The organism is Rhizobium viscosum, from assembly GCF_014873945.1.
Classification (GTDB): Bacteria; Pseudomonadota; Alphaproteobacteria; order Rhizobiales; family Rhizobiaceae; genus Rhizobium; species Rhizobium viscosum.
Genome location: NZ_JADBEC010000001.1, coordinates 1,540,249 through 1,558,149, shown reverse-complemented (window position 1 = coordinate 1,558,149; position 17,901 = coordinate 1,540,249). Strand labels below are relative to the sequence as shown.

General features: G+C 61.4%; 17 protein-coding genes and 3 pseudogenes. 7 read left to right on the top strand and 13 right to left on the bottom strand.

Going from position 1 to position 17,901, the window contains the following annotated elements:
- Positions 1-65: 65 nt before the first annotated feature.
- Positions 66-682: pseudogene (locus H4W29_RS07820) on the bottom strand (LysE family translocator).
- 231 nt (positions 683-913) lie between these two features.
- On the opposite strand from H4W29_RS07820, the gene H4W29_RS07815 reads away from it, so the two are divergent.
- Complete coding sequence (locus tag H4W29_RS07815; protein WP_192728422.1) at positions 914-1,432, top strand: Dps family protein; 519 nt, start codon at positions 914-916, stop codon at positions 1,430-1,432.
- A 21-nt stretch (positions 1,433-1,453) separates the two neighbouring features.
- Here the strand turns inward: H4W29_RS07815 and H4W29_RS07810 are convergent, their stop codons facing one another.
- Positions 1,454-2,368: a DMT family transporter gene (locus H4W29_RS07810; RefSeq protein ID WP_192728421.1), complete on the bottom strand. Its 915-nt coding sequence runs from the start codon at positions 2,366-2,368 to the stop codon at positions 1,454-1,456.
- A gap of 96 nt (positions 2,369-2,464) precedes the next feature.
- Here H4W29_RS07810 and H4W29_RS07805 point away from each other — a divergent pair, with 96 nt between their 5' ends.
- Positions 2,465-2,932, top strand: coding sequence for an Lrp/AsnC family transcriptional regulator (locus H4W29_RS07805; RefSeq protein ID WP_376776545.1), 468 nt, complete (start codon positions 2,465-2,467; stop codon positions 2,930-2,932).
- A gap of 2 nt (positions 2,933-2,934) precedes the next feature.
- On the opposite strand, the gene H4W29_RS07800 is transcribed toward H4W29_RS07805, so the two are convergent.
- The gene (locus H4W29_RS07800; protein WP_192728420.1) at positions 2,935-3,828 is read right to left on the bottom strand and encodes a GNAT family N-acetyltransferase; all 894 of its coding nucleotides are present in this window, start codon (positions 3,826-3,828) and stop codon (positions 2,935-2,937) included.
- On the bottom strand, positions 3,825-4,295 hold the full coding sequence (dut, locus tag H4W29_RS07795) for a dUTP diphosphatase (protein WP_192728419.1): 471 nt from the start codon (positions 4,293-4,295) through the stop codon (positions 3,825-3,827). The genes H4W29_RS07800 and dut overlap by 4 nt, the downstream gene beginning before the upstream one ends.
- A 90-nt stretch (positions 4,296-4,385) precedes the next feature.
- Between dut and H4W29_RS07790 the strand changes: the two genes are divergently transcribed.
- Entirely contained in the window at positions 4,386-5,969 is a 1,584-nt protein-coding gene (locus H4W29_RS07790; RefSeq protein WP_192728418.1) for a peptide chain release factor 3, read from the top strand.
- Here H4W29_RS07790 and H4W29_RS07785 read toward each other — a convergent pair.
- Positions 5,970-6,104: pseudogene (locus H4W29_RS07785) on the bottom strand (LysR family transcriptional regulator); the annotation flags it as partial.
- A gap of 6 nt (positions 6,105-6,110) precedes the next feature.
- On the opposite strand from H4W29_RS07785, the pseudogene H4W29_RS34305 reads away from it, so the two are divergent.
- Positions 6,111-6,227 (top strand): annotated as a pseudogene (locus H4W29_RS34305) (glutathione S-transferase family protein); the annotation flags it as partial.
- A 39-nt stretch (positions 6,228-6,266) separates the two neighbouring features.
- Here the strand turns inward: H4W29_RS34305 and H4W29_RS07780 are convergent.
- A complete protein-coding gene (locus tag H4W29_RS07780) occupies positions 6,267-6,653 on the bottom strand; it encodes a RidA family protein (protein WP_192728417.1) in 387 nt (128 codons plus the stop codon).
- A 79-nt stretch (positions 6,654-6,732) separates the two neighbouring features.
- Here H4W29_RS07780 and H4W29_RS07775 point away from each other — a divergent pair, with 79 nt between their 5' ends.
- On the top strand, positions 6,733-7,260 hold the full coding sequence (locus tag H4W29_RS07775) for an Lrp/AsnC family transcriptional regulator (protein ID WP_192728416.1): 528 nt from the start codon (positions 6,733-6,735) through the stop codon (positions 7,258-7,260).
- A gap of 74 nt (positions 7,261-7,334) precedes the next feature.
- Here the strand turns inward: H4W29_RS07775 and otsA are convergent, their stop codons facing one another.
- From otsA to H4W29_RS07750, 5 genes are all read right to left on the bottom strand, one after another.
- Complete coding sequence (gene otsA / locus H4W29_RS07770) at positions 7,335-8,708, bottom strand: alpha,alpha-trehalose-phosphate synthase (UDP-forming) (protein ID WP_192728415.1); 1,374 nt, start codon at positions 8,706-8,708, stop codon at positions 7,335-7,337.
- 39 nt (positions 8,709-8,747) lie between these two features.
- Positions 8,748-9,545: a trehalose-phosphatase gene (gene otsB, locus H4W29_RS07765; RefSeq protein ID WP_192728414.1), complete on the bottom strand. Its 798-nt coding sequence runs from the start codon at positions 9,543-9,545 to the stop codon at positions 8,748-8,750.
- A 48-nt stretch (positions 9,546-9,593) separates the two neighbouring features.
- A complete protein-coding gene (locus H4W29_RS07760) occupies positions 9,594-11,132 on the bottom strand; it encodes a S10 family peptidase (protein ID WP_192728413.1) in 1,539 nt (512 codons plus the stop codon).
- A gap of 98 nt (positions 11,133-11,230) precedes the next feature.
- Complete coding sequence (locus H4W29_RS07755) at positions 11,231-12,523, bottom strand: CynX/NimT family MFS transporter (RefSeq protein ID WP_192728412.1); 1,293 nt, start codon at positions 12,521-12,523, stop codon at positions 11,231-11,233.
- Positions 12,520-13,197 (bottom strand): FadR/GntR family transcriptional regulator, encoded by a 678-nt coding sequence (locus H4W29_RS07750; protein WP_192728411.1) that lies wholly within the window; start codon positions 13,195-13,197, stop codon positions 12,520-12,522. Before H4W29_RS07750 ends, H4W29_RS07755 begins: the two co-directional genes overlap by 4 nt.
- A 547-nt stretch (positions 13,198-13,744) precedes the next feature.
- Here H4W29_RS07750 and H4W29_RS07745 point away from each other — a divergent pair.
- Complete coding sequence (locus tag H4W29_RS07745; protein WP_192728410.1) at positions 13,745-14,557, top strand: class II glutamine amidotransferase; 813 nt, start codon at positions 13,745-13,747, stop codon at positions 14,555-14,557.
- On the opposite strand, the gene coaBC is transcribed toward H4W29_RS07745, so the two are convergent.
- Together coaBC and H4W29_RS07735 are read right to left on the bottom strand one after the other, a co-directional pair.
- A complete protein-coding gene (gene coaBC / locus H4W29_RS07740; protein ID WP_192728409.1) occupies positions 14,544-15,755 on the bottom strand; it encodes a bifunctional phosphopantothenoylcysteine decarboxylase/phosphopantothenate--cysteine ligase CoaBC in 1,212 nt (403 codons plus the stop codon). The two genes, H4W29_RS07745 and coaBC, sit on opposite strands and share 14 nt — an antisense overlap.
- Before the next feature lie 70 nt (positions 15,756-15,825).
- Positions 15,826-16,746: a DMT family transporter gene (locus tag H4W29_RS07735; protein WP_192728408.1), complete on the bottom strand. Its 921-nt coding sequence runs from the start codon at positions 16,744-16,746 to the stop codon at positions 15,826-15,828.
- Positions 16,747-16,996: 250 nt separating this feature from the next.
- Between H4W29_RS07735 and H4W29_RS07730 the strand changes: the two genes are divergently transcribed.
- The gene (locus tag H4W29_RS07730) at positions 16,997-17,860 is read left to right on the top strand and encodes an NmrA family NAD(P)-binding protein (protein ID WP_192728407.1); all 864 of its coding nucleotides are present in this window, start codon (positions 16,997-16,999) and stop codon (positions 17,858-17,860) included.
- The last annotated feature ends 41 nt before the right edge of the window (positions 17,861-17,901 follow it).

Below are 17,901 nucleotides of genomic sequence, written 5' to 3'. Positions count from 1 at the left end.
GATCCCCCGACCGTTCTAGCCAGAGAAAAAATCCTTTGAAAACCGTCCGTTGCCGAATGTTTATTTCAGGCGGCGCGCGTGGCGATGAAGGCTGCCGTGCCTGCGAGGATGCTTGCGGCGACGCGGTTCAGCGCCCGCAATGCACGCGGTTGCTTCAGCATCGTGCGAGCTCGCGATGCCAGCATCATGTAGGGAATGAGCACGATCATCAGTACCGCGAAAGTCACGGCAAGCAGCATCAGATAGTCGCGCATGCCAATGCTGCCGAGATCGATCAAGGTCGGCACCAGCGCCACGTAGACAGCATGGTCTTCGGATTGCCGAGCGTCACAAGCAGGCCGGAAAGGAACGACATGCCCGCACTGCTGGATTTCTTCGCGGCGATATCCTGCGGCAGCAGGCCGGCAGTCCAGAGCTTCCAGGCGATGTAGCCGAGATAGAGGGCTCCGGCGATCTTGATGACGAGGAAGATCTCAGTGAAGGTCTGTGCCACGAAGGCAAGGCCGAGGACGACAGCGGTAAGATAGGTCATGTCACCGAGCACGAGGCCGAGCCCCATGAAGAAAGTCTCGCGGAAGTTCGAGCCGAGTGCACGCGCCACGATCGCCGTGATCCCCGGGCCGGGAATGGCGGCGGCGATAAAGAGGGCTCCGGCATAGGCGATCAGGACGGTAAGGCTCATCTTCGGATCCACTGGCTAGCGCAGCCTCTATAGCCGCGCAAGGCAGGTCTCATCAATCGCCTGGCGCTGATCTGTCCATAACCATAAAGAATAGGTCGGTTGAACCATGATCTACTTGGAAAGCACTTCGGCCTTGCTATTTTCCCTGTCGCAAGCGGCCGCAGAAACGGCCCGCCAGGGCCATCCACCGGCCGACGGCGCAGAAGGTTTTCATCACCAAGGAGAGAATGCATGTCGCCTACCTCAGCTGAAGCCCGCAGACGTTCGCCGCTCAAGACCCCTTCCGACCTGCCGACCAACGCGATCACCGACATTTCGGCCGCGCTGACCGCGCTGCTCGCCGATGTCTTTGCGCTTTATGTGAAGACTAAGAACTTCCATTGGCACATGTCCGGCCCGCATTTTCGCGACTACCATCTGCTGCTCGATGAACAGGCGGAACAGATCTTCGATATGACGGACGAGGTTGCCGAGCGCGCCCGCAAGATCGGCGGCACGACACTGCGCTCAATCGGCCAGATCGCCCGCCAGCAGCGCATTCCGGACAATGATGCCGACTACGTCACCCCTGAGGACATGCTGTCAGAGCTGCGCGAAGACAACCTTCACCTCGTTTCCATCCTGCGCGAAGTGCACGAAGTCTGCGACGAACATAATGACGTTGCGACCGCAAGCCTGATCGAGAACTGGATCGACCAGAGCGAGCGCCGCACCTGGTTCCTGTTTGAAACGACGCGTCAATCGAAGTAACAAATAGGGCGAAGTAGCGGCTCAGCTTCTGGTCACAGGCAGGCCAATGAGTCTGCTCGGTGACCAGCCGAGATTCATACCGGCGGCGGCAAGCAGAATGACCGCCGCCCCGATGATCTGCATCGGCTGCAATGCATGGCCGAAGGCGAGGCGGTCGACCAGGATCGCAGCGACCGGATAGATGAAGGACAGAGCGCCGGTCAGATGCGTCGGCAGCTTCTGGATCGCGCCATAAAGCAGCACATACATCAGGCCGGTATGTATGACGCCGACGGTGATCAGGATCAGCCATGATCCCGCGTCGATCGGAAGGTTCGTAAAATCGGTCATCGGCGCCAGCATGACGATTCCGGTGGAAACCTGGATCAGCGCGATCAGATGCGGCGGCGTGCCGCGCAGCCATTTGGCGGCAAGCGCTGCCAGCGCGTAGAAGAAGGCGGCACCCAGCGCCATCAGGATGCCGAGACCGTAGCTGCCGGAGACGGCATCGGTATCTGGTTTCGCCTCGACGATAGCAGCCATGCCGGCAAAGGAAAGCCCGAGCCAGAAGAGCTTGGTGCCCGTGATCTTCTCCCCGAGAAAGAGTGCGCCGAGCGCAAGCAGCATGAAGGGCTGGGTGTTGTAGACCGTCGTGGCGATCGAGATCGAGGCGTGCGAATAGGAGGCGAACAGCAGCAGCCAGTTGGAGACGATTGCTATGCCGCCGAAGACAGCTATAGCGAGCGACCGCAGGCTGATGATACCGGGCCTGAGCAGACCGAGCGCGGTGCAGATGACAAGCAGGGTCAGCGCGCCGAAGAAGCAGCGCCAGAAGACCACGCCGCTGACCGGCTGGCCCGATATGACGACGAACCAGCCGATCGTTCCCGAGATCAGCATCGCTGCCGTCATCTCTGCTGTGCCTCTTCTGATGTCACTCTGCATCGCCATCTCCATTCGTTAGCGGGAAATTGTATTGCGGCATCGCAGCATTTTCTATAAGCTGAAATAGGGAAAGGCTGGATAAACCTAATCTTGTTAGGAGTTTTTGCCATGTTGGCTAACGAGATGCAGGCAGTCGACGATATTGACCGTGCAATGATAGAGGCGCTGGCAGGAAACTCGCGTATTTCCCTAAAGGAGCTCGCGCAGGCTGTAGGACTTTCTTCGCCGAGTGCCGCGGAACGCCTGCGTCGGCTTGAGGATCGCGGTGTGGTGACGCTCTTCACCATCGATCTCGATCCGGCAGCGATTGGCTACCCGCTTCAGGCGATCGTGCGAGTGCGCCCGCTGCCCGGCCAGCTCCACATCGTCGAGCGTATCATTCAGGACACGCCCGAATTTATCGAATGCGACAAGGTGACCGGAGATGATTGTTTCATCGCCCGTCTCGTCGTCCGTTCCATGGGCGAGCTCGACAGCATTCTCGACAAGGTCGCCGAGCGCGCGGAGACCAATACGTCGATGATCAAATCCTCGCCGGTCAAGCGGCGCCTGCCGCCCCTGATACGAAAAAAATAGCCTCAGAAATCCGCCATTGGCGACAGCATGGCGGGATGATCGGGGCTCATCTCCTCCAGTCCACGCAGCATCAGCCGTGTTCCGCCTCCGGAAGGCGTCGCCTCGCCGGACCATCCGAGCTTGTCCGGCCGGAACAGCGTTTCGACTGTCGTTGCCTGGATGTCCAGACCGGAAAGGATTGTGGCGAGTGAAGGAATCTCCGCCGCGACCACGTCGAGAAGAGCGACGTGGTCTGGTGCCGGCATCTTCCATGCGATGACGGCCTCGCTCTCTTCCAGATAGCTCAAGCGGACGTCGGGATCGAGCTGCGTGTTGATGAGGAACATCGCGGCGCTGCTGGCGACAGCGAGCGTCTCCGAAACTGGCTTGCGGTTCCTCAGCAGGCCCTGAAGCAGAGCGAGATCATCGGCATCGCGCGGCTGAAGAGGTCGTGATGAGGCGGCCCCTTCAGACTTTGGTGCAGCGCCGGCATACTTGTGAAGCGGAAGTGAGCGGAAACCGTAGGGCTCGTAAAGCGCCGGCTTGTCCGTGTAGAGGATGATGGCCTCGAAATCCCGCGCTTCACACCAGGCAAGCGCCTTGCCCGTCACATCGCGGTAAAGGCCGCGGCCGCGCCATGGCGGGCGGACCGCACCGGACTGAAAGGCGGCGGCTTTGACGAGCCTGCCGTTGAGGACAAAAGGCATGGCGAAGGCGGAGAGATTGGCGGCGAGCAGGCCTTCATCCGTAAACCAGCCGAACGGCATGCTGGTCGGGTCTGGGCCGCCAAGTTCGCGCAGCGGATCGATATCGATGCCGAATGTATCATCGAGCAGAGAAACGAGAGCGCTCCAGGCCGCCGGATCGCTGAAATAATCCTGCCGGAAGGTAAGCTCGTCGGAATCGGCGACGCTCATACCCCGGTCGACCCGAAGCCACCGGCGCCGCGCGCAGTTTCGGTCGTCTCCGAGATTTCGGCAATGCGGGTCTGGATGAATGGCGCAATCACCATCTGCGCGATGCGCATGCCGCGCGTGATGGTGAAATCCTCCTCACCATGATTGACCAGAATGACCTTCACTTCGCCGCGATAATCGCAGTCGACGGTGCCGGGCGCATTGAGGCAGGTAACGCCGTTCTTGGCGGCAAGACCGGAACGCGGGCGCACCTGGCCCTCGAAACCCTCGGGGATTTCGAAGACGAAACCCGTCGGAATGAGCGCGCGTTTGCCGGGCGCCAGCACCAGCGGCTTGTCCTCGTCGATAGCCGCCCGCAGGTCCATGCCGGCCGCACCGCGCGTTTCATAGGCAGGCAGATCCAGGCCCTTGCCGTTCGGCAGGCGGATCAGATTGAGGGTCGGGCGGGTGTCTGTGTGAATGGTCATGCGGCATTACTTCGTGCCTCATGCCGCAAGGTCAATTGCAATGGCGCGCTTTAATCGCTAGATACGCCGCAATTCCACAGGATTCACATCATGGCCGAAAGTCTCGCCGAGGCGGTCTCCCGCCGCCGCACATTCGCTATTATCGCGCACCCGGACGCGGGTAAGACGACGCTCACCGAAAAGCTGCTGCTTTTCGGCGGCGCCATTCAGCTCGCCGGTGAAGTGAAGGCGAAGAAGGATCGCATGCAGACCCGCTCGGACTGGATGAAGATCGAACGAGAGCGCGGCATCTCGGTCGTCACGTCAGTCATGACCTTCGAATATGAAGGCAATGTCTTCAACATTCTCGACACCCCCGGTCACGAAGACTTCGCCGACGATACCTACCGCACGCTGACGGCAGTCGATGCCGCGGTCATGGTCATCGACGCCGCCAAGGGTATCGAGCCGCGCACGCTGAAGCTTTTCGAAGTTTGCCGCATGCGCGACATTCCGATCATCACCTTCATCAATAAGATGGACCGCGAAAGCCGCGATCCCTTCGAGATCCTGGATGAGGTCGAAGAAAAGCTCGCGCTCGACACGGCCCCGATCACCTGGCCGATCGGCCGTTCCAAGACCTTCTGCGGCTCCTATCACCTGAAGGAAAATACGGTGCGAGGCTCCGACACCGAAGTCGACGTCACCGTCGTCAATGGCCCGCAGAGTGTCGCCGACCGCCTGCCGGAAAATGAGCGCGATGCCTTCATCGAAGAGGTGGAACTGGCGATCGAGGCCTGCCGGCCCTTCGATCGGGAATCCTTCCTCGAAGGCCATATGACACCGGTTTTCTTCGGCTCCGCCCTGCGCAATTTCGGTGTGCGCGACCTCATCAACGCGCTCGGTGATTTTGCTCCGCCGCCACGTGATCAGGTGGCCGATGTCAGAACCGTGCATGCCGCCGAAGACAGGATGACGGCCTTCGTCTTCAAGATCCAGGCGAACATGGACCCGAACCATCGCGACCGCATCGCCTTCGCCCGCATCTGCTCGGGCAAACTGGAGCGCGGCATGAAGGCCCGCCTGGCACGTACTGGCAAGCAGCTTGGCCTTACCGCGCCGCAGTTCTTCTTCGCCTCGCAGCGCCAGCTCGCCGATACGGCCTTCGCCGGTGATGTGGTCGGCATTCCCAATCACGGCACGCTGCGCATCGGCGATACGCTGACGGAAGGCGAGAACCTTGTTTTCCAGGGCGTGCCGAATTTCTCGCCGGAAATCCTGCGACGCGTGCGCCTGGAAGACGCCATGAAGGCCAAGAAGCTGAAGGAAGCGCTGCAGCAGATGGCTGAAGAAGGTGTTGTCCAGCTCTTCCAGCCGGAGGATGGTTCGCCCGCGATCGTCGGTGTCGTCGGCGCGCTGCAGCTCGATGTCCTGAAGGAGCGCCTGATGGCCGAATATGGCCTGCCGGTCTCCTTCGAAATGTCGCGCTTCTCTGTCTGCCGCTGGATTTCGTCCGACCAGGCTGCCGAACTCGACAAGTTCCTCACCGTCAAGCGCGGCGATATCGCCCGCGATCTCGATGGCGATCCGGTCTTCCTGGCGCAGGACGGTTTCTCGCTGCGCTATGAGGCGGAACGCTATCCGGCGATCAAGATGGTGGCGATCAAGGAGTATCACGCGGCCAAGGCCGCCTGATCATCCCGCCAGCCGCTCGGCAAGGAACTCGACGACCGCGCGCGCGGAGGGCAATTGCCCCCGTCGGTGCGGCATCAGGATCATCGTGGTAATGCTGTCGGCGGTCCAGCCGGGCAGCAGACGCACCATCCGGCCGCCCTTCCGGTCGTTCGCTTTGCGCATGCAATCGAGCATCAACAGGAGGCTGAAAGCAGCGGTCGCTTTCTGGGGGAAATCGAGCTGGAAGAGGCGCTCGGCCTGCTGCACCAGGCTGCTTGAACATCCCATGGTGCCGCCTTGTCCAAACAAGGCGGCATTTTATCCGGCAGCGATGATTTCGATTTCCACCAGCCAGTCCTTCTGAAGCGTTTGAACGACGACGGCCGTGGTCGGTACGATATGATCGCCGAGTGCGGAGAGCCGCGCATTCTGGTTTGCTTCGGCATAGTCAGCATCCCCAAGATAGCTGGTCAGCCGCACGATATTGCTGATATCCATATCGGCATCCGCAAGGATCGCCCGCAGGTTCGCCCAGATGAAGTCGAGCTGGACCGACAGATCTCTGCCCGGCGCACCCGCCGCATCGAGGCCCATCGTGCCGCTCACGAACAGAAAGCGGGCGGGATTTCTAACCTCCATCGCGTGGATATAATCTGATGTTGCCGCATAGATGCCGCTGCTCGGACTGTGCTTCACGAGTTTCATTGAAAGTCATTCCTCGAATATCTGAAAGCTTGGCGCTATTATTGCCGAATATTTTTCGACACTAAGGCGGATTTTCCGAATGATAAAAGAAACGAATGGCATTCGAGGCGGCAGACGAGGGCCCGAGCAGCTGGACCTTTTCGACCGAAAGATATTAGGCGCGCTGGCAGAGGATGCCCTGCAGAGCTATGCGGTCCTTGGTAAAGCCGTCAATCTGTCACCGCCTGCCGTGCATGAGCGCGTCAAGCGGCTGCGCCGGTCTGGCGTCATGAAAGGCGCGCACGCTGCGCTCGATGGCACGGCGCTCGGCAAGCCGCTGCTGGCCTTCGTGCATGTCGAGGCTGCGGGCTGGGGTAAAAGCGAAAGGCTGATGCAGCTTTGCCGCTTTCCCGAGGTGGAGGAGATGCATTCGGTTGCCGGCGACGCCAGCGTTATCTTCAAGGTGCGTACGGGGAGCCCTCGCGCACTGGAAGCCTTTCTCTCGCAAGTTCATGCCGTTCCCGGTGTGACAGGTACAAAGAGCTATGTGGCCCTTTCCACTTATCTTGAACGGCCGGTTCAAGCCGAGATGACGTCGGACTGGCCGGAATACCCGTTACCGGCTTAAGGGCGGAGCGCTTCATCCTCCGCTTGCTGGGTTTTGCAAGACGACTGGCCTGTGCGCCTTGTCAGGCAAACTGCTCAGGCGGCGAGATCGCCGAGGAAGTCATCGCACCAGCGCGAGACGTCGTGCTCCAGCAGGTGGTCCATCATCCGCAGCCAGCGGTCGCGGCGCTCATCAAGCGGCATGTTGAGTCCCCGCGCCAGCGCATTGGATGTGCCGACGATGTCATAGGGGTTGACAAGCAGGGCGCCGTTCAATTCCCGTGCCGCTCCGGCAAAACGGGAAAGCACCAGCACGCCCGGATCCTCAGGGTCTTGCGCGGCAACATATTCCTTGGCGACGAGGTTCATGCCGTCCCGCAACGGCGTGACGAGTCCGACTTTGGCAAGCCGATAGAGGCCGGCGAGTACCGGGCGGCTCACGGAGCGGTTGATATAGCGGATCGGCACCCAGTCGACCGTGCCGAGTGCGCCGTTCACGCGGCCGGCCTGTTCGGCGACCATCCGCTGCATCGCCTCGTATTCAGGCACCTCGGAGCGGGATTTCGGCGTGATCTGCAGGTAGGTGACCTGGCGCCGGTGCGCTGGGTTGTTGGTGACGAAATGCTCGAAGGCATCGATACGTTGGGTAATGCCCTTGGAATAATCCAGCCTGTCCACGCCGATGATAAGGCTGCGGTCTTCGATACTATGACGTGCCTTCAACACCATGCTGTGCGTGCCGGCCTTCCTGGCGAATTCGGCGAAGGCGGCCGTCTCGATGGCGATCGGATAGGCGCCGCCGCGAAACGTGCGCTCGCCGGCGACAAAACGCCCTTCGCCGATCATGTCACCCATCTCCTCGCGGCGCAGGCAGCCCGCGAAGTTTTCCAGGTCGTGATCAGTCTGAAAGCCGACAAGATCATAGGCGGCAAGCCCCCGCATGATTTCCTCATGAACGGGCATGGCGAAGAGTACGTCGGCCGGTGGCCAGGGAATATGCAGGAAGAAGCCGATCTTGTTCTTGATGCCCATCTGCCGAAGTTCGGCGGCGAGCGGGATCAGGTGATAATCGTGGACCCAGACGATGTCATCAGGCTTGATCAGCGGCGCCAACCGGTGGGCGAAGAAGCGGTTGACGCGGAAATAGCCGGCCATCTCGGTGCGCCCATATTCTGCGAGATCCAGCCGGTAATGACAGATAGGCCAGAGCATGCGGTTGGCGAAGCCGAAGTAATATTCGTCGACATCTTTGGATGTCAGGTCGGTCAGCGCATAGGTGATGTTGCCGCGCTGCTCGATCGCAAGTGGACCGGGTTCGCCCTCGTCGTTGACCTTGCCCGACCAGCCCATCCAGACGCCCCCTCGTTTCCCAAGGGCGGCCTCCAGTGCGACAGCGAGTCCGCCGGCAGACGCCGCCCCTTTCTTCTCCGGAACAGGCACGCGGTTTGAAACGACGACAAGGCGGCTCATGGCAAATTCCTTTCATTAGAAATAACTGCAAAAAAACAATCAGCCGGCAAAACGCGCGACGATCTCGCGGACCATCTCCGCGGAAGGCAGAGTGCCGCGGGCGGCAGTATCTGCAGACGGCGGGCCGACGCGGATGGAGTAACCGCCAAGCCGGTTTGCCATGCTGAACATCGTCTCATCGGTGACATCGTCACCGATGGCGATCGGATGACGACCGCGGAAGGCTGGAGCTGCGAGAAAGCTCTCCAATGCATCGCCCTTGTTGGCTCTGGCGGGCCGGATTTCGAGAACCATCTTGCCGTGCTGCAGGGTCCAATCCGGCCCCGCACGTTTCAGGAAGTGCTGCATCAGTTCGGTCAGTTCCGCCTGCCGTGCCGGCGCAAGGCGGAAATGGGCGGCGACGGCCGCGCCCTTATCCTCGATGAGGATGCCGGTCCAGCCTGCCGTTTCTGCCCGAAGCTCGATCTTCAGTCTCTCGAACTCGGCCGTTGGCTCCATCTTGAAGATACTGCCGTCGGGGTTGCGGCGTTCGGCTCCGTGTAGTCCGGCGATGGGAAACGGATAGGGGGCGAAGAGGCGGTCGGCATAGGTAAGCCCACGTCCGGTCACGAGAGCCAGTGCCCCGCCGAGTCTCTGCGACAGCGCGTCGAGCTGCGCAGGAAGCGATGGCGGCACGAATATCTCGTCCGGCGTCGGCGCGAGGTCGAGGAGCGTGCCGTCGATATCGAGGAAGAGTGCACCGTTTTGAAGATAGGAAGAGAGTGTGGAGAGGGTTTCGTCCTGCCGGGAAGCGCTGCCGGATGGCGGAGCTTCTGGTAGCTGATTGCTGTTTGCCATGCCGGAGAAACTAGGTCAGCACGCCCCTCCGGCAACCCTCGATCGTCTTCAATCTGCCGGCGCGCTGGCGGGATGCTCGGCATAAAAGGCCTTTGCATCCGCCGTGAATGCGGCGCGCTGGCCGGCGGTCGTGTAGAACATATGCCCGCCGCGATAGAGCTTCAGTGATATGCGATTTCCCGCCAGCGACGGCGGCAGGTGATCGACCACATAGCGGCTGACGCCGTAGGGCGTCACGAGATCGCTGTAGCCATGGGCGATCAGCAGGTGGAAGGACGGGTTGGAGGCAAGCATTTGCCTGATATCGTCGGTGGCGCTCGCCTGGAACCGTGAACCGCCGCCGCGACCGCTGCCCCATTCCCACCGCTGGCTGATATCATTTTCGAGCAGCGTGTAGGTCATCTCGGTCTTGAAGCCGAGTTCATTGCGGGCGTAGTCGGCGAAAGCGCCGCCATAGGCGCGGGTAAAGCCGTCAAGGATCGCATCGTCGCCCCGGTCGTAGTCGGATTCCGGATAGGGGTCGGGCGTCGCGAAGGCAGCGTCGTATGGGCTCATTACCTCGCCCGCCTGCTTGCCGGAATGCTTGGCGTAGGCATCGCCGAGGAAGCCGCGATTGCGGGTGACGACTTCGGGCGGAATGCCCGTAAGACCGGAGATCTTGTTGTAGAAGGCTGTTGCCGCTTCGCCCGTCGGTGCAGGACCGGCAAGCGTCGTGAGATATTCGCCAAGCGCGAAACTCTCGGCATCGCGCTGGCCGGATTCGCTGAAGCTTTTGCGCCGGTCGGCCTCGGCAGCTGCCAATGAAGGGAATTCCAGCGCAGCACCCAGCGCGAACTGGTCAGCATTGAACATCAACTGACCTTCGAGCAGCGGCGAAAGCATGATGGTGCCGGCGATGATGATGCCCTGGCTCTGCTGCAGGGCCGAGGCGACCTTGGCGGCGCGAAAGCCGCCATAGCTTTCACCGAGCAGATATTTCGGTGAATTGCCGCGGTTATTACGTGCGACGTAGAGGGCGATCACCTTCGCCATCGTCTGCGCGTCGGTGCCGACATTGTAATAGTTCGAGGCGTCGTCCGCCTTTACCGTGCGGCTCCAGCCGGTACCTATAGGGTCGATCAGCACGAGATCGGTGAAATCGAGCCAGCTATACGGGTTGTCAACGAGCTTTGCATTGGCGCCGTCGCGGCCATCAGGCCCGAAGTCGAGTATCTTCGGCCCTACAAGGCCGAGATGCAGGAAGGCGGAAGCCGCACCAGGCCCGCCGTTGAACACGAAGGTGACTGGCCGGTCCGGCCCGGCATCCTTGGCAACATAGGCGGTGTAGAAGATCGCAGCGTTCTGCCCGCCATCCTGACCGAAGAGATCAAGCGTGCCTGCCGTGGCCGTATAGGCGATCTTGCGCCCGTCGTCCGTCGTCAATTCGTGATCGGTAACGGAATCGCCCGGCAGCAGCTTGAGGACGCCCTCGCGGGAAGAGCCCTGTGCCGAGGGGGCATGACGCTCGCCCGCCTCCTGCGCAAAGGAGAAAGCGGGTGCGAGCGTAGCGGTCAGCGCGGCGAACAGAAGCAGGGATCGGAAGCGCAAGGATTTTCCTCCGGCGGGTCAGAATGCGGCTGAGATAGGGTAGCAGCCGCATTCCTTCGATGGAGATCAAGAGATGGTGATACGCAAGTGAGCCTGGCTCAGTCGCCCTTCTCGATCGTGCGCGCATTTACGTGCAGCGCCCGTCCGGCCCGCCACCCATTGAAGGCGGCGCCAAGGCCGAGTGCGACGAAAAGCACTGCGCACCAGGCGAAGCTTCCCGTCCAGCCGCGGATCAGACCGACGATGAACGGGCCGATGGCGGCAAGCAGATAGCCGACGCATTGCGCCATGCCCGAAAGGTGAGCGGCGACATGCGGATCGCGCGAACGCAGGACGATGGCTGTCATCGCCGCAGCGATCAATCCGCCCTGACCGATACCCTGCAGGACGGCCCAGACCCAGACAGTGGAAAGCGGCGCAAAGAGGAGGCCGAGAAGTGCGGCGACGGCGAAGGCGCAGAGGGTCACGTTGATGAGGCGCTGATCCTTACCGCGCACCGCGATATGCGGCACGACGAGACAGGCGGCGGCCTGTACCATGACTGAGACCGAGACGATGCCGCCGGCCACAACACCGTCAAGACCGCGTTCACGCAGGATCGGCACCAGCCAGCCGAAGACGCAATAAGCAAGCGCCGATTGCAGGCCCATGAAAAGCGTGACCTGCCAGGCGAGCCTGTCTCGCCACAGACCTTCGACACGGAAACCGCTGCGCCGCGCCTGTCGACTGCTCGCAAAGACCTGCGGCAGCCAGATCAGCCCAACGATGAGGGCAGGCAGAGCCCAGATGGCGAGCGCGCCTTGCAGCGAGCCGCCGAGCGCATGTTCGATTGGTAGCGTCAGGCCGGCCGCACCGGCGGCGCCCGCGCAGAGCGCCATCGTATAGAGGCCGGTCATCAGAGCCGCATTCGTGGCGAAGTCGCGTTTCACCAGTCCGGGCAGCAGCACGTTGCCGACGGCGATCGCAGCACCGGCAAGCGCGGTACCGAAAAAGAGCAGAGAGACGGAGGAAACGCCGCGCAGCGCCGTACCGAGCGTCAAAAGCATGAGCACGCCGAGTAATGTCCGCTCCGAGCCGATGCGCTGGGCAAGCCGCGGCGCCAGCGGCGAGAAGGCGCCAAGGCAGACGACCGGAAGCGTCGTCAGAAGACTGGCGCCGAGCGGCGACAGGCCGAGTTCAGAACGGATTTCCGGCAGCAGGGCGGAAGCGCTGGAAAACACGGGCCGCAGATTGAAGGCGATCAGTACGAGGCTGATCCCCAGCAGGAAACGGGCCGTCGGGCTCTGTTTCTGCGGCGGCAGCGGCGCCGGCACGCTGTCGATTTCGGCATCGATCATCGTCTCGTCGACGGCGTCGAACGAGGATGTGGCATTCTGTATGGGCATCGTCATGAAAGAAGCATCCGGTCGAGCGCGGAAAGGATGGGTGCCATGAAGTCGCGCACGGCTGCGTCGGCCTTGTCGGGGCTGCCGGTTTCGATGGCGTCGACGATCGCCTGGTGTGCTTGCATGTCAGGCTCGGGAATGGCCTTGTCGAGTGTGGCGGCAATCGTCTCCGCGATCGAGGTGGAGAAGAAATCATAGATCTCGATCATCGCCCGGTTGTTGGAGGCAGCGATGACCGCCCTGTGGAAAGCAAGGTCGCGTTCGATGAAGCCTGCCGGATCGCCGCCTTCATAATTGCCGCGTTCGGCAAGCAATGCGCGAAGCCCGGCGATGATGGCGGGTGTCTTGCGAATGGCGACGAGCCGCGCGCCCTCGACATCGAGCGCGCAGCGGGCCTCGAACTGGTCGCGCAGGCTGGCGCGCCGCGCCATGGTGAGCGGTCGGCTGCTGTCGGTGGTCGAAAGCACATAGGTGCCGGAGCCTTGCCGCGTTTCCAGAAGACCCTGCGAGACGAGAACGCGCACGGCCTCGCGCACAGTGCCGCGGCTGACCGAAAGCATGGCCGAAAGCGAGGTCTCGTTCGGCAGTTTCTCGCCGACAGCCCAGCGTTTGGCGAGTATCTCGCTGCGGATCGCTTCGGTGGCCGTGTCGGCAAGGTTGGTCTTATTGAGAGGTTGCATGGGCTTTATTCGTAAAGTCATCAGATGATTTTACGAATAAAGCCATTCCGCTCGAGCGTCAACGGGCAATGAAGGCAATAAAAAAGGGCCGCTTTCGCGACCCTTTCCATGAGGTTTGGCCTGTAACTGGCCCGGACCGTCTGATGCGGCCCTAGGAAGGTGGGTTTAGAGCGAGGGCTGCCTCGCCTTCATCACCACTTCCATGCCTGTTACGAGGTCCGAAAACTCATTAGACATTGGATCACCTTCCTTTCGTTACGTTGACGATGAATCAAAACTAGCCCGATTCCCTTGAGATGCAAGAAAAAATCGCATGGCTGTTTTTTAGCCGGCGTCTGGTTATGTCGTTCAATTGCCTGGTTTTCTGCTGCAGCGATCACGCAAGTCCCTACGACTTTTGCGGAAAGTGATCTGAGATAGCGTCAAGAATTCGTCATCTTCGCCTTGCAAATCGGGTGGCTGTTAAGCCCTTATTAGCCGTAGCAACAGACAATCGAAGACGTTTTCAGCATTCCTGTCGCGGCATGCGGTGGGCCGGAGCAAGAGCATGTGTCGCTGGGCAGCCTATCGCGGAGACCCTCTCTATCTGGAGGAACTGGTATCTTCGCCTGCCCATTCCCTGATCGAGCAATCCCATTGCGCCACCCGCGCCAAGACGGCAACGAACGGCGATGGTTTCGGCATCGCCTGGTATGGTGACCGGCCCGAGCCGGGGCGCTACCGCGATATCCTGCCGGCATGGTCCGACTGCAATCTGAAGAGCCTGGCGCGGCAGATTCGCTCGCCGCTGTTCCTTGCGCATGTGCGGGCCGCGACCGGCGGCGGCACGCGGCGTGACAACTGCCATCCCTTCACGCATGAAACCTGGTCCTTCATGCACAACGGCCAGATCTCCGGTTTCGAGCGTCTGCGTCGGCCGATGGAAACCATGCTGGATGACGAGCTCTTCAATGCCCGCAGCGGCACGACGGATTCCGAGCTTCTGTTCCTGCTCGCTCTGCAGTTCGGCCTCCGCGATGCGCCGATCGCCGCTGTGGCCCAGACCATCGCCTTTGTCGAAGGTTTGGCGGAGAATATTCTGGGCTCCGTGCTGTTGCGTTTCACCGCGGCCTTCTCGGACGGCAAGTCTCTTTACGCGGTCCGCTATGCCACCGACCACAAGGCGCCGACGCTCTATGCCTCGCCGCTTGCCAAGGGCTACTGCCTCGTGTCGGAGCCTTTGAATGATGATGGTGATGCCTGGCAGGAAATACCGGATGGGAGTGCTGTGATCGTCAGCGCCGATGGTCTGGGGATCACGTCTTTCCAGCCGGAAAAGCCTGCGGCTACGAGGCCGGAGCCTCTTTCTATCCCCGCATAAGCTGTTCAGCGATCAGCGCGGCCAGCCGTTCCGCCACCTCGTCCTTGGATAGATCCGGCCATTGCTCGATGCCGTCGCGGCGGATGAGCTTCACACTGTTGCGTGTACCCCCCATGATACCGGTCGACGGCGAGACGTCATTGGCAACGATCAGATCCGCGCCTTTGCGCTCCAGTTTCAGCTTGGCATTGGCCTCGACATCCTGTGTCTCTGCCGCAAACCCGATCACGAGTTTCGGTCGTGTCGTATGATGGCCGACGGTTTTGAGAATATCCGGGTTCTCCGTTAGCGCCAGCGTCGGAATGGATTCGCCCGGATGCTTCTTGAGCTTCTGGTCGGCGGCCGAAGCCACCCGCCAGTCGGCGACCGCAGCCACCATGACGGCGACATCCGCGGGAAGGGCAGCGAGCACGGCATCGCGCATCTCCTCGGCACGCTCGACATGCACCATCCGGACGCCGACGGGATCGGGGATCGTCACCGGGCCGGACACCAGCGTCACATCCGCACCGAGCCGCGCCAGCGCTGCGGCAATGGCATGACCCTGGCGGCCGGAGGAGCGGTTGGCGATGTAGCGCACCGGATCGATTGGCTCATGCGTCGGACCCGAGGTGACGATCGCTTTTTTGCCGGCAAGCGGTTTCGGACCATCGTCGAGCAGGGCGTCAGCAGCTGCGACAATCTCCAGCGGTTCCGCCATGCGGCCTGTGCCGGCTTCCCGACTTTCCGCCATCTCACCAGCGGCAGGGCCGATGAAACGGATGCCGTCGCGCCGCAGCGTTTCGATATTGCGTTTCGTCGCCGGATGCGTCCACATTTTCGGGTTCATCGCGGGTGCGGCAAGCACCGGCTTGTCTGTAGCAAGCAGCACCGTCGAGGCGAGGTCATCGGCAAGCCCATGCGCCATCTTCGCCATGAGATCGGCGGTTGCAGGCGCGATCAACACCAGATCGCAGTCGCGCGCCAGCCGGATATGGCCGACATCCTGCTCGTCCTGCCGCGAAAAGAGATCGGTGAAGACATGGTCTGCCGCAAGGGCACCGACGGCAAGCGAGGTCACGAATTCCTGCGAACCCTTCGTCATGATCGGCCGCACGGAAGCGCCGTGTTCCCGCAGGCGTCGGATAAGATCGAGGCTCTTATAAGCGGCGATGCCGCCCGAGATGATGAGGAGGACGCGTTTGCCGCTGAGAGCCATGGTTTTTTCCTCCGCTTTTTTGACTACGCGAAACCCTAAGCCTTTGGTGGAAAACATGCAATCGCGGCACTCACGCTTGTTTGACCCGCTTCGGCGTGAAGATCGCAATCGCCATGCCGACGCCGATCAACTGGAGGATGGCGCCGCCGGCTTCGGGCACGGTCGGCATGCGCTGTTCGAACAGAAAGCCGTAGAAAAGGCCGAAGACGGTTTCTGCGACGATCAGCTGGGCGGCAAGCGCCAGCGGCAGAAGGTGCGAGGCAATCATCCAGCACAGCGTGGCGAGCCATGAGCCGGCAATGCCCATGACGGCTGCCCAGAGCACGAAGTGAAAGGTCTGCGCGCCGGTGAAGCTGACTGTCTCCCCGAGCGAGGTGAAGGGCAGGAGGACGAGTGCGCCGATGCCGGCGCCGATCCCCTGCAGAGCGGTCCAATGCATGGCGCTTGGCGTATCCTGCGACTGCATGACGGCAGCGCTCATCATGCCATAGGTGACCCAGAGCGCCAGTCCGATCAGAGCGGCGACGATCCCGAGCAGGATCCCCGTCTGATCGCCGGCGGATGTCGTGGCGAAGATCGAGACATTCACCCAGCCGATGCCGATGGCTATCAGGATCAGCGGTATGGCCAGTGCTCTCCAGCCGATGACCTGATCCCTGAGATTGGCGATGATGGCAAGCAGTACGGGCATCGTGCCGATGACGAGCGGTGGGATGGCAGTGCCCGCGTAACGCACGGCATAGGAAATACTCATGAAATAACCGACATAGCCGACGCTGCCGAGCGCGATGCCGGTCAGAACAAGTGACCGCCGCAAACCGACTGGACGAAAGCGCGGATTGATCATCAGGATAAGGCTGACGACGGCAAAGAGCCCGTAGCGTGCCACTGTCAGGTCGATCGCCGTATAGGGCGCGACGACGCGCGGGGCGACAAAGCTTAGGCCCCATAGGGCACAGGTGGCCAGACCGCAGAGGATGCCGATCAGCATGTGAGACTCCGAGGAGATGGGACTGGGCTCCGGCAGGAAAGGGATGTGGAGCGGTCGCGAAGAGATATCACCTAGCCGATATGCCCTATCGCGAGCGGAAACAAGAGTCTGCCTGAGACATGGCGGAGACGGGCTTGGCAAAACGAGTCGCAATTGCTGCTTTGGTGTCATCAATCATATGACGTAAGCGCACTTCAGTCAGAGATAGTGCGGCAGCATAGTGGGCCAACCCAAATAAAGGAGTTGCCCCGTGTTTGCTGTAACCGGAATGACAGGACAGGTCGGTGCCGCCGTTGCCGATCATCTGCTGAAGAATGGCGCCGAGGTTCGTGCCGTCGTCCGAAATCCCGAGAAGGCCGCCGGCTGGAAAGAGCGGGGCTGCGAGATCGCTGTCGCCGACATGAATGACGCTGTATCGCTGACTTCAGCGTTCAAAGGCGCGGAAGGTGTCTTTCTCGTCATCCCGCCGCTTTTCGATCCCACGTCGGGCTTTCCGGAGGTGAAAGGCATGCTGGCAACGCTGAAGACCGCGCTTGAGGCGGCAAGGCCCGGAAAACTCGTCTGCCTGTCGACGGTCGGCGCACAGGCCATGCAGCCGAACCTGTTGAGTCAGCTCGGCATCGTCGAGAAGGAGCTTTCGACACTCTCCATACCGGTCGCTTTCCTGCGCGCCGCCTGGTTCATGGAAAACGCCGCCTGGGATGTCGCGCCCGCACGCGAAACCGGCGTCATCCCGAGCTTCCTTCAGCCGCTCGACCGTGCCGTGCCGATGGTTGCCGTGGATGATATCGGCGTGCTCGGTGCGAAGATGCTGCGCGAGAACTGGCAGGGCGTGCGGGTGGCGGAATTGGAAGCGCAGGAGCGTGTCAGCCCGGCCATGATTGCCGCCGCCCTCGCCAAGGCGCTCGGCAAACCTGTGACGGCGGAAGTCGTGCCGCAGGAAAGCTGGGAGCAACTATTCCGTGCCCAGGGCATGAAGAATCCCGAGCCTCGCATCCGCATGCTCGACGGCTTCAACGAAGGCTGGATCGACTTCGAGGGCGGCCGCGAGAAATCGCTGAAGGGCACAACCAGCATTGAAACAGCAATCCGCCGCCTCGTAGATGGCGCATAAACGAAAAGGCCGCGATGGATGAACCGCGGCCTTTCTCAGCA

Coding starts and splice junctions, on each gene's coding strand:
- H4W29_RS07815 (WP_192728422.1), top strand. CDS start 914: ATGTCGCCTACCTCAGCTGAAGCCCGCAGACGTTCGCCGCTCAAGACC.
- H4W29_RS07810 (WP_192728421.1), bottom strand. CDS start 2,368: ATGGAGATGGCGATGCAGAGTGACATCAGAAGAGGCACAGCAGAGATG.
- H4W29_RS07805 (WP_376776545.1), top strand. CDS start 2,465: ATGTTGGCTAACGAGATGCAGGCAGTCGACGATATTGACCGTGCAATG.
- H4W29_RS07800 (WP_192728420.1), bottom strand. CDS start 3,828: ATGAGCGTCGCCGATTCCGACGAGCTTACCTTCCGGCAGGATTATTTC.
- dut (WP_192728419.1), bottom strand. CDS start 4,295: ATGACCATTCACACAGACACCCGCCCGACCCTCAATCTGATCCGCCTG.
- H4W29_RS07790 (WP_192728418.1), top strand. CDS start 4,386: ATGGCCGAAAGTCTCGCCGAGGCGGTCTCCCGCCGCCGCACATTCGCT.
- H4W29_RS07780 (WP_192728417.1), bottom strand. CDS start 6,653: ATGAAACTCGTGAAGCACAGTCCGAGCAGCGGCATCTATGCGGCAACA.
- H4W29_RS07775 (WP_192728416.1), top strand. CDS start 6,733: ATGATAAAAGAAACGAATGGCATTCGAGGCGGCAGACGAGGGCCCGAG.
- otsA (WP_192728415.1), bottom strand. CDS start 8,708: ATGAGCCGCCTTGTCGTCGTTTCAAACCGCGTGCCTGTTCCGGAGAAG.
- otsB (WP_192728414.1), bottom strand. CDS start 9,545: ATGGCAAACAGCAATCAGCTACCAGAAGCTCCGCCATCCGGCAGCGCT.
- H4W29_RS07755 (WP_192728412.1), bottom strand. CDS start 12,523: ATGACGATGCCCATACAGAATGCCACATCCTCGTTCGACGCCGTCGAC.
- H4W29_RS07750 (WP_192728411.1), bottom strand. CDS start 13,197: ATGCAACCTCTCAATAAGACCAACCTTGCCGACACGGCCACCGAAGCG.
- H4W29_RS07745 (WP_192728410.1), top strand. CDS start 13,745: ATGTGTCGCTGGGCAGCCTATCGCGGAGACCCTCTCTATCTGGAGGAA.
- coaBC (WP_192728409.1), bottom strand. CDS start 15,755: ATGGCTCTCAGCGGCAAACGCGTCCTCCTCATCATCTCGGGCGGCATC.
- H4W29_RS07735 (WP_192728408.1), bottom strand. CDS start 16,746: ATGCTGATCGGCATCCTCTGCGGTCTGGCCACCTGTGCCCTATGGGGC.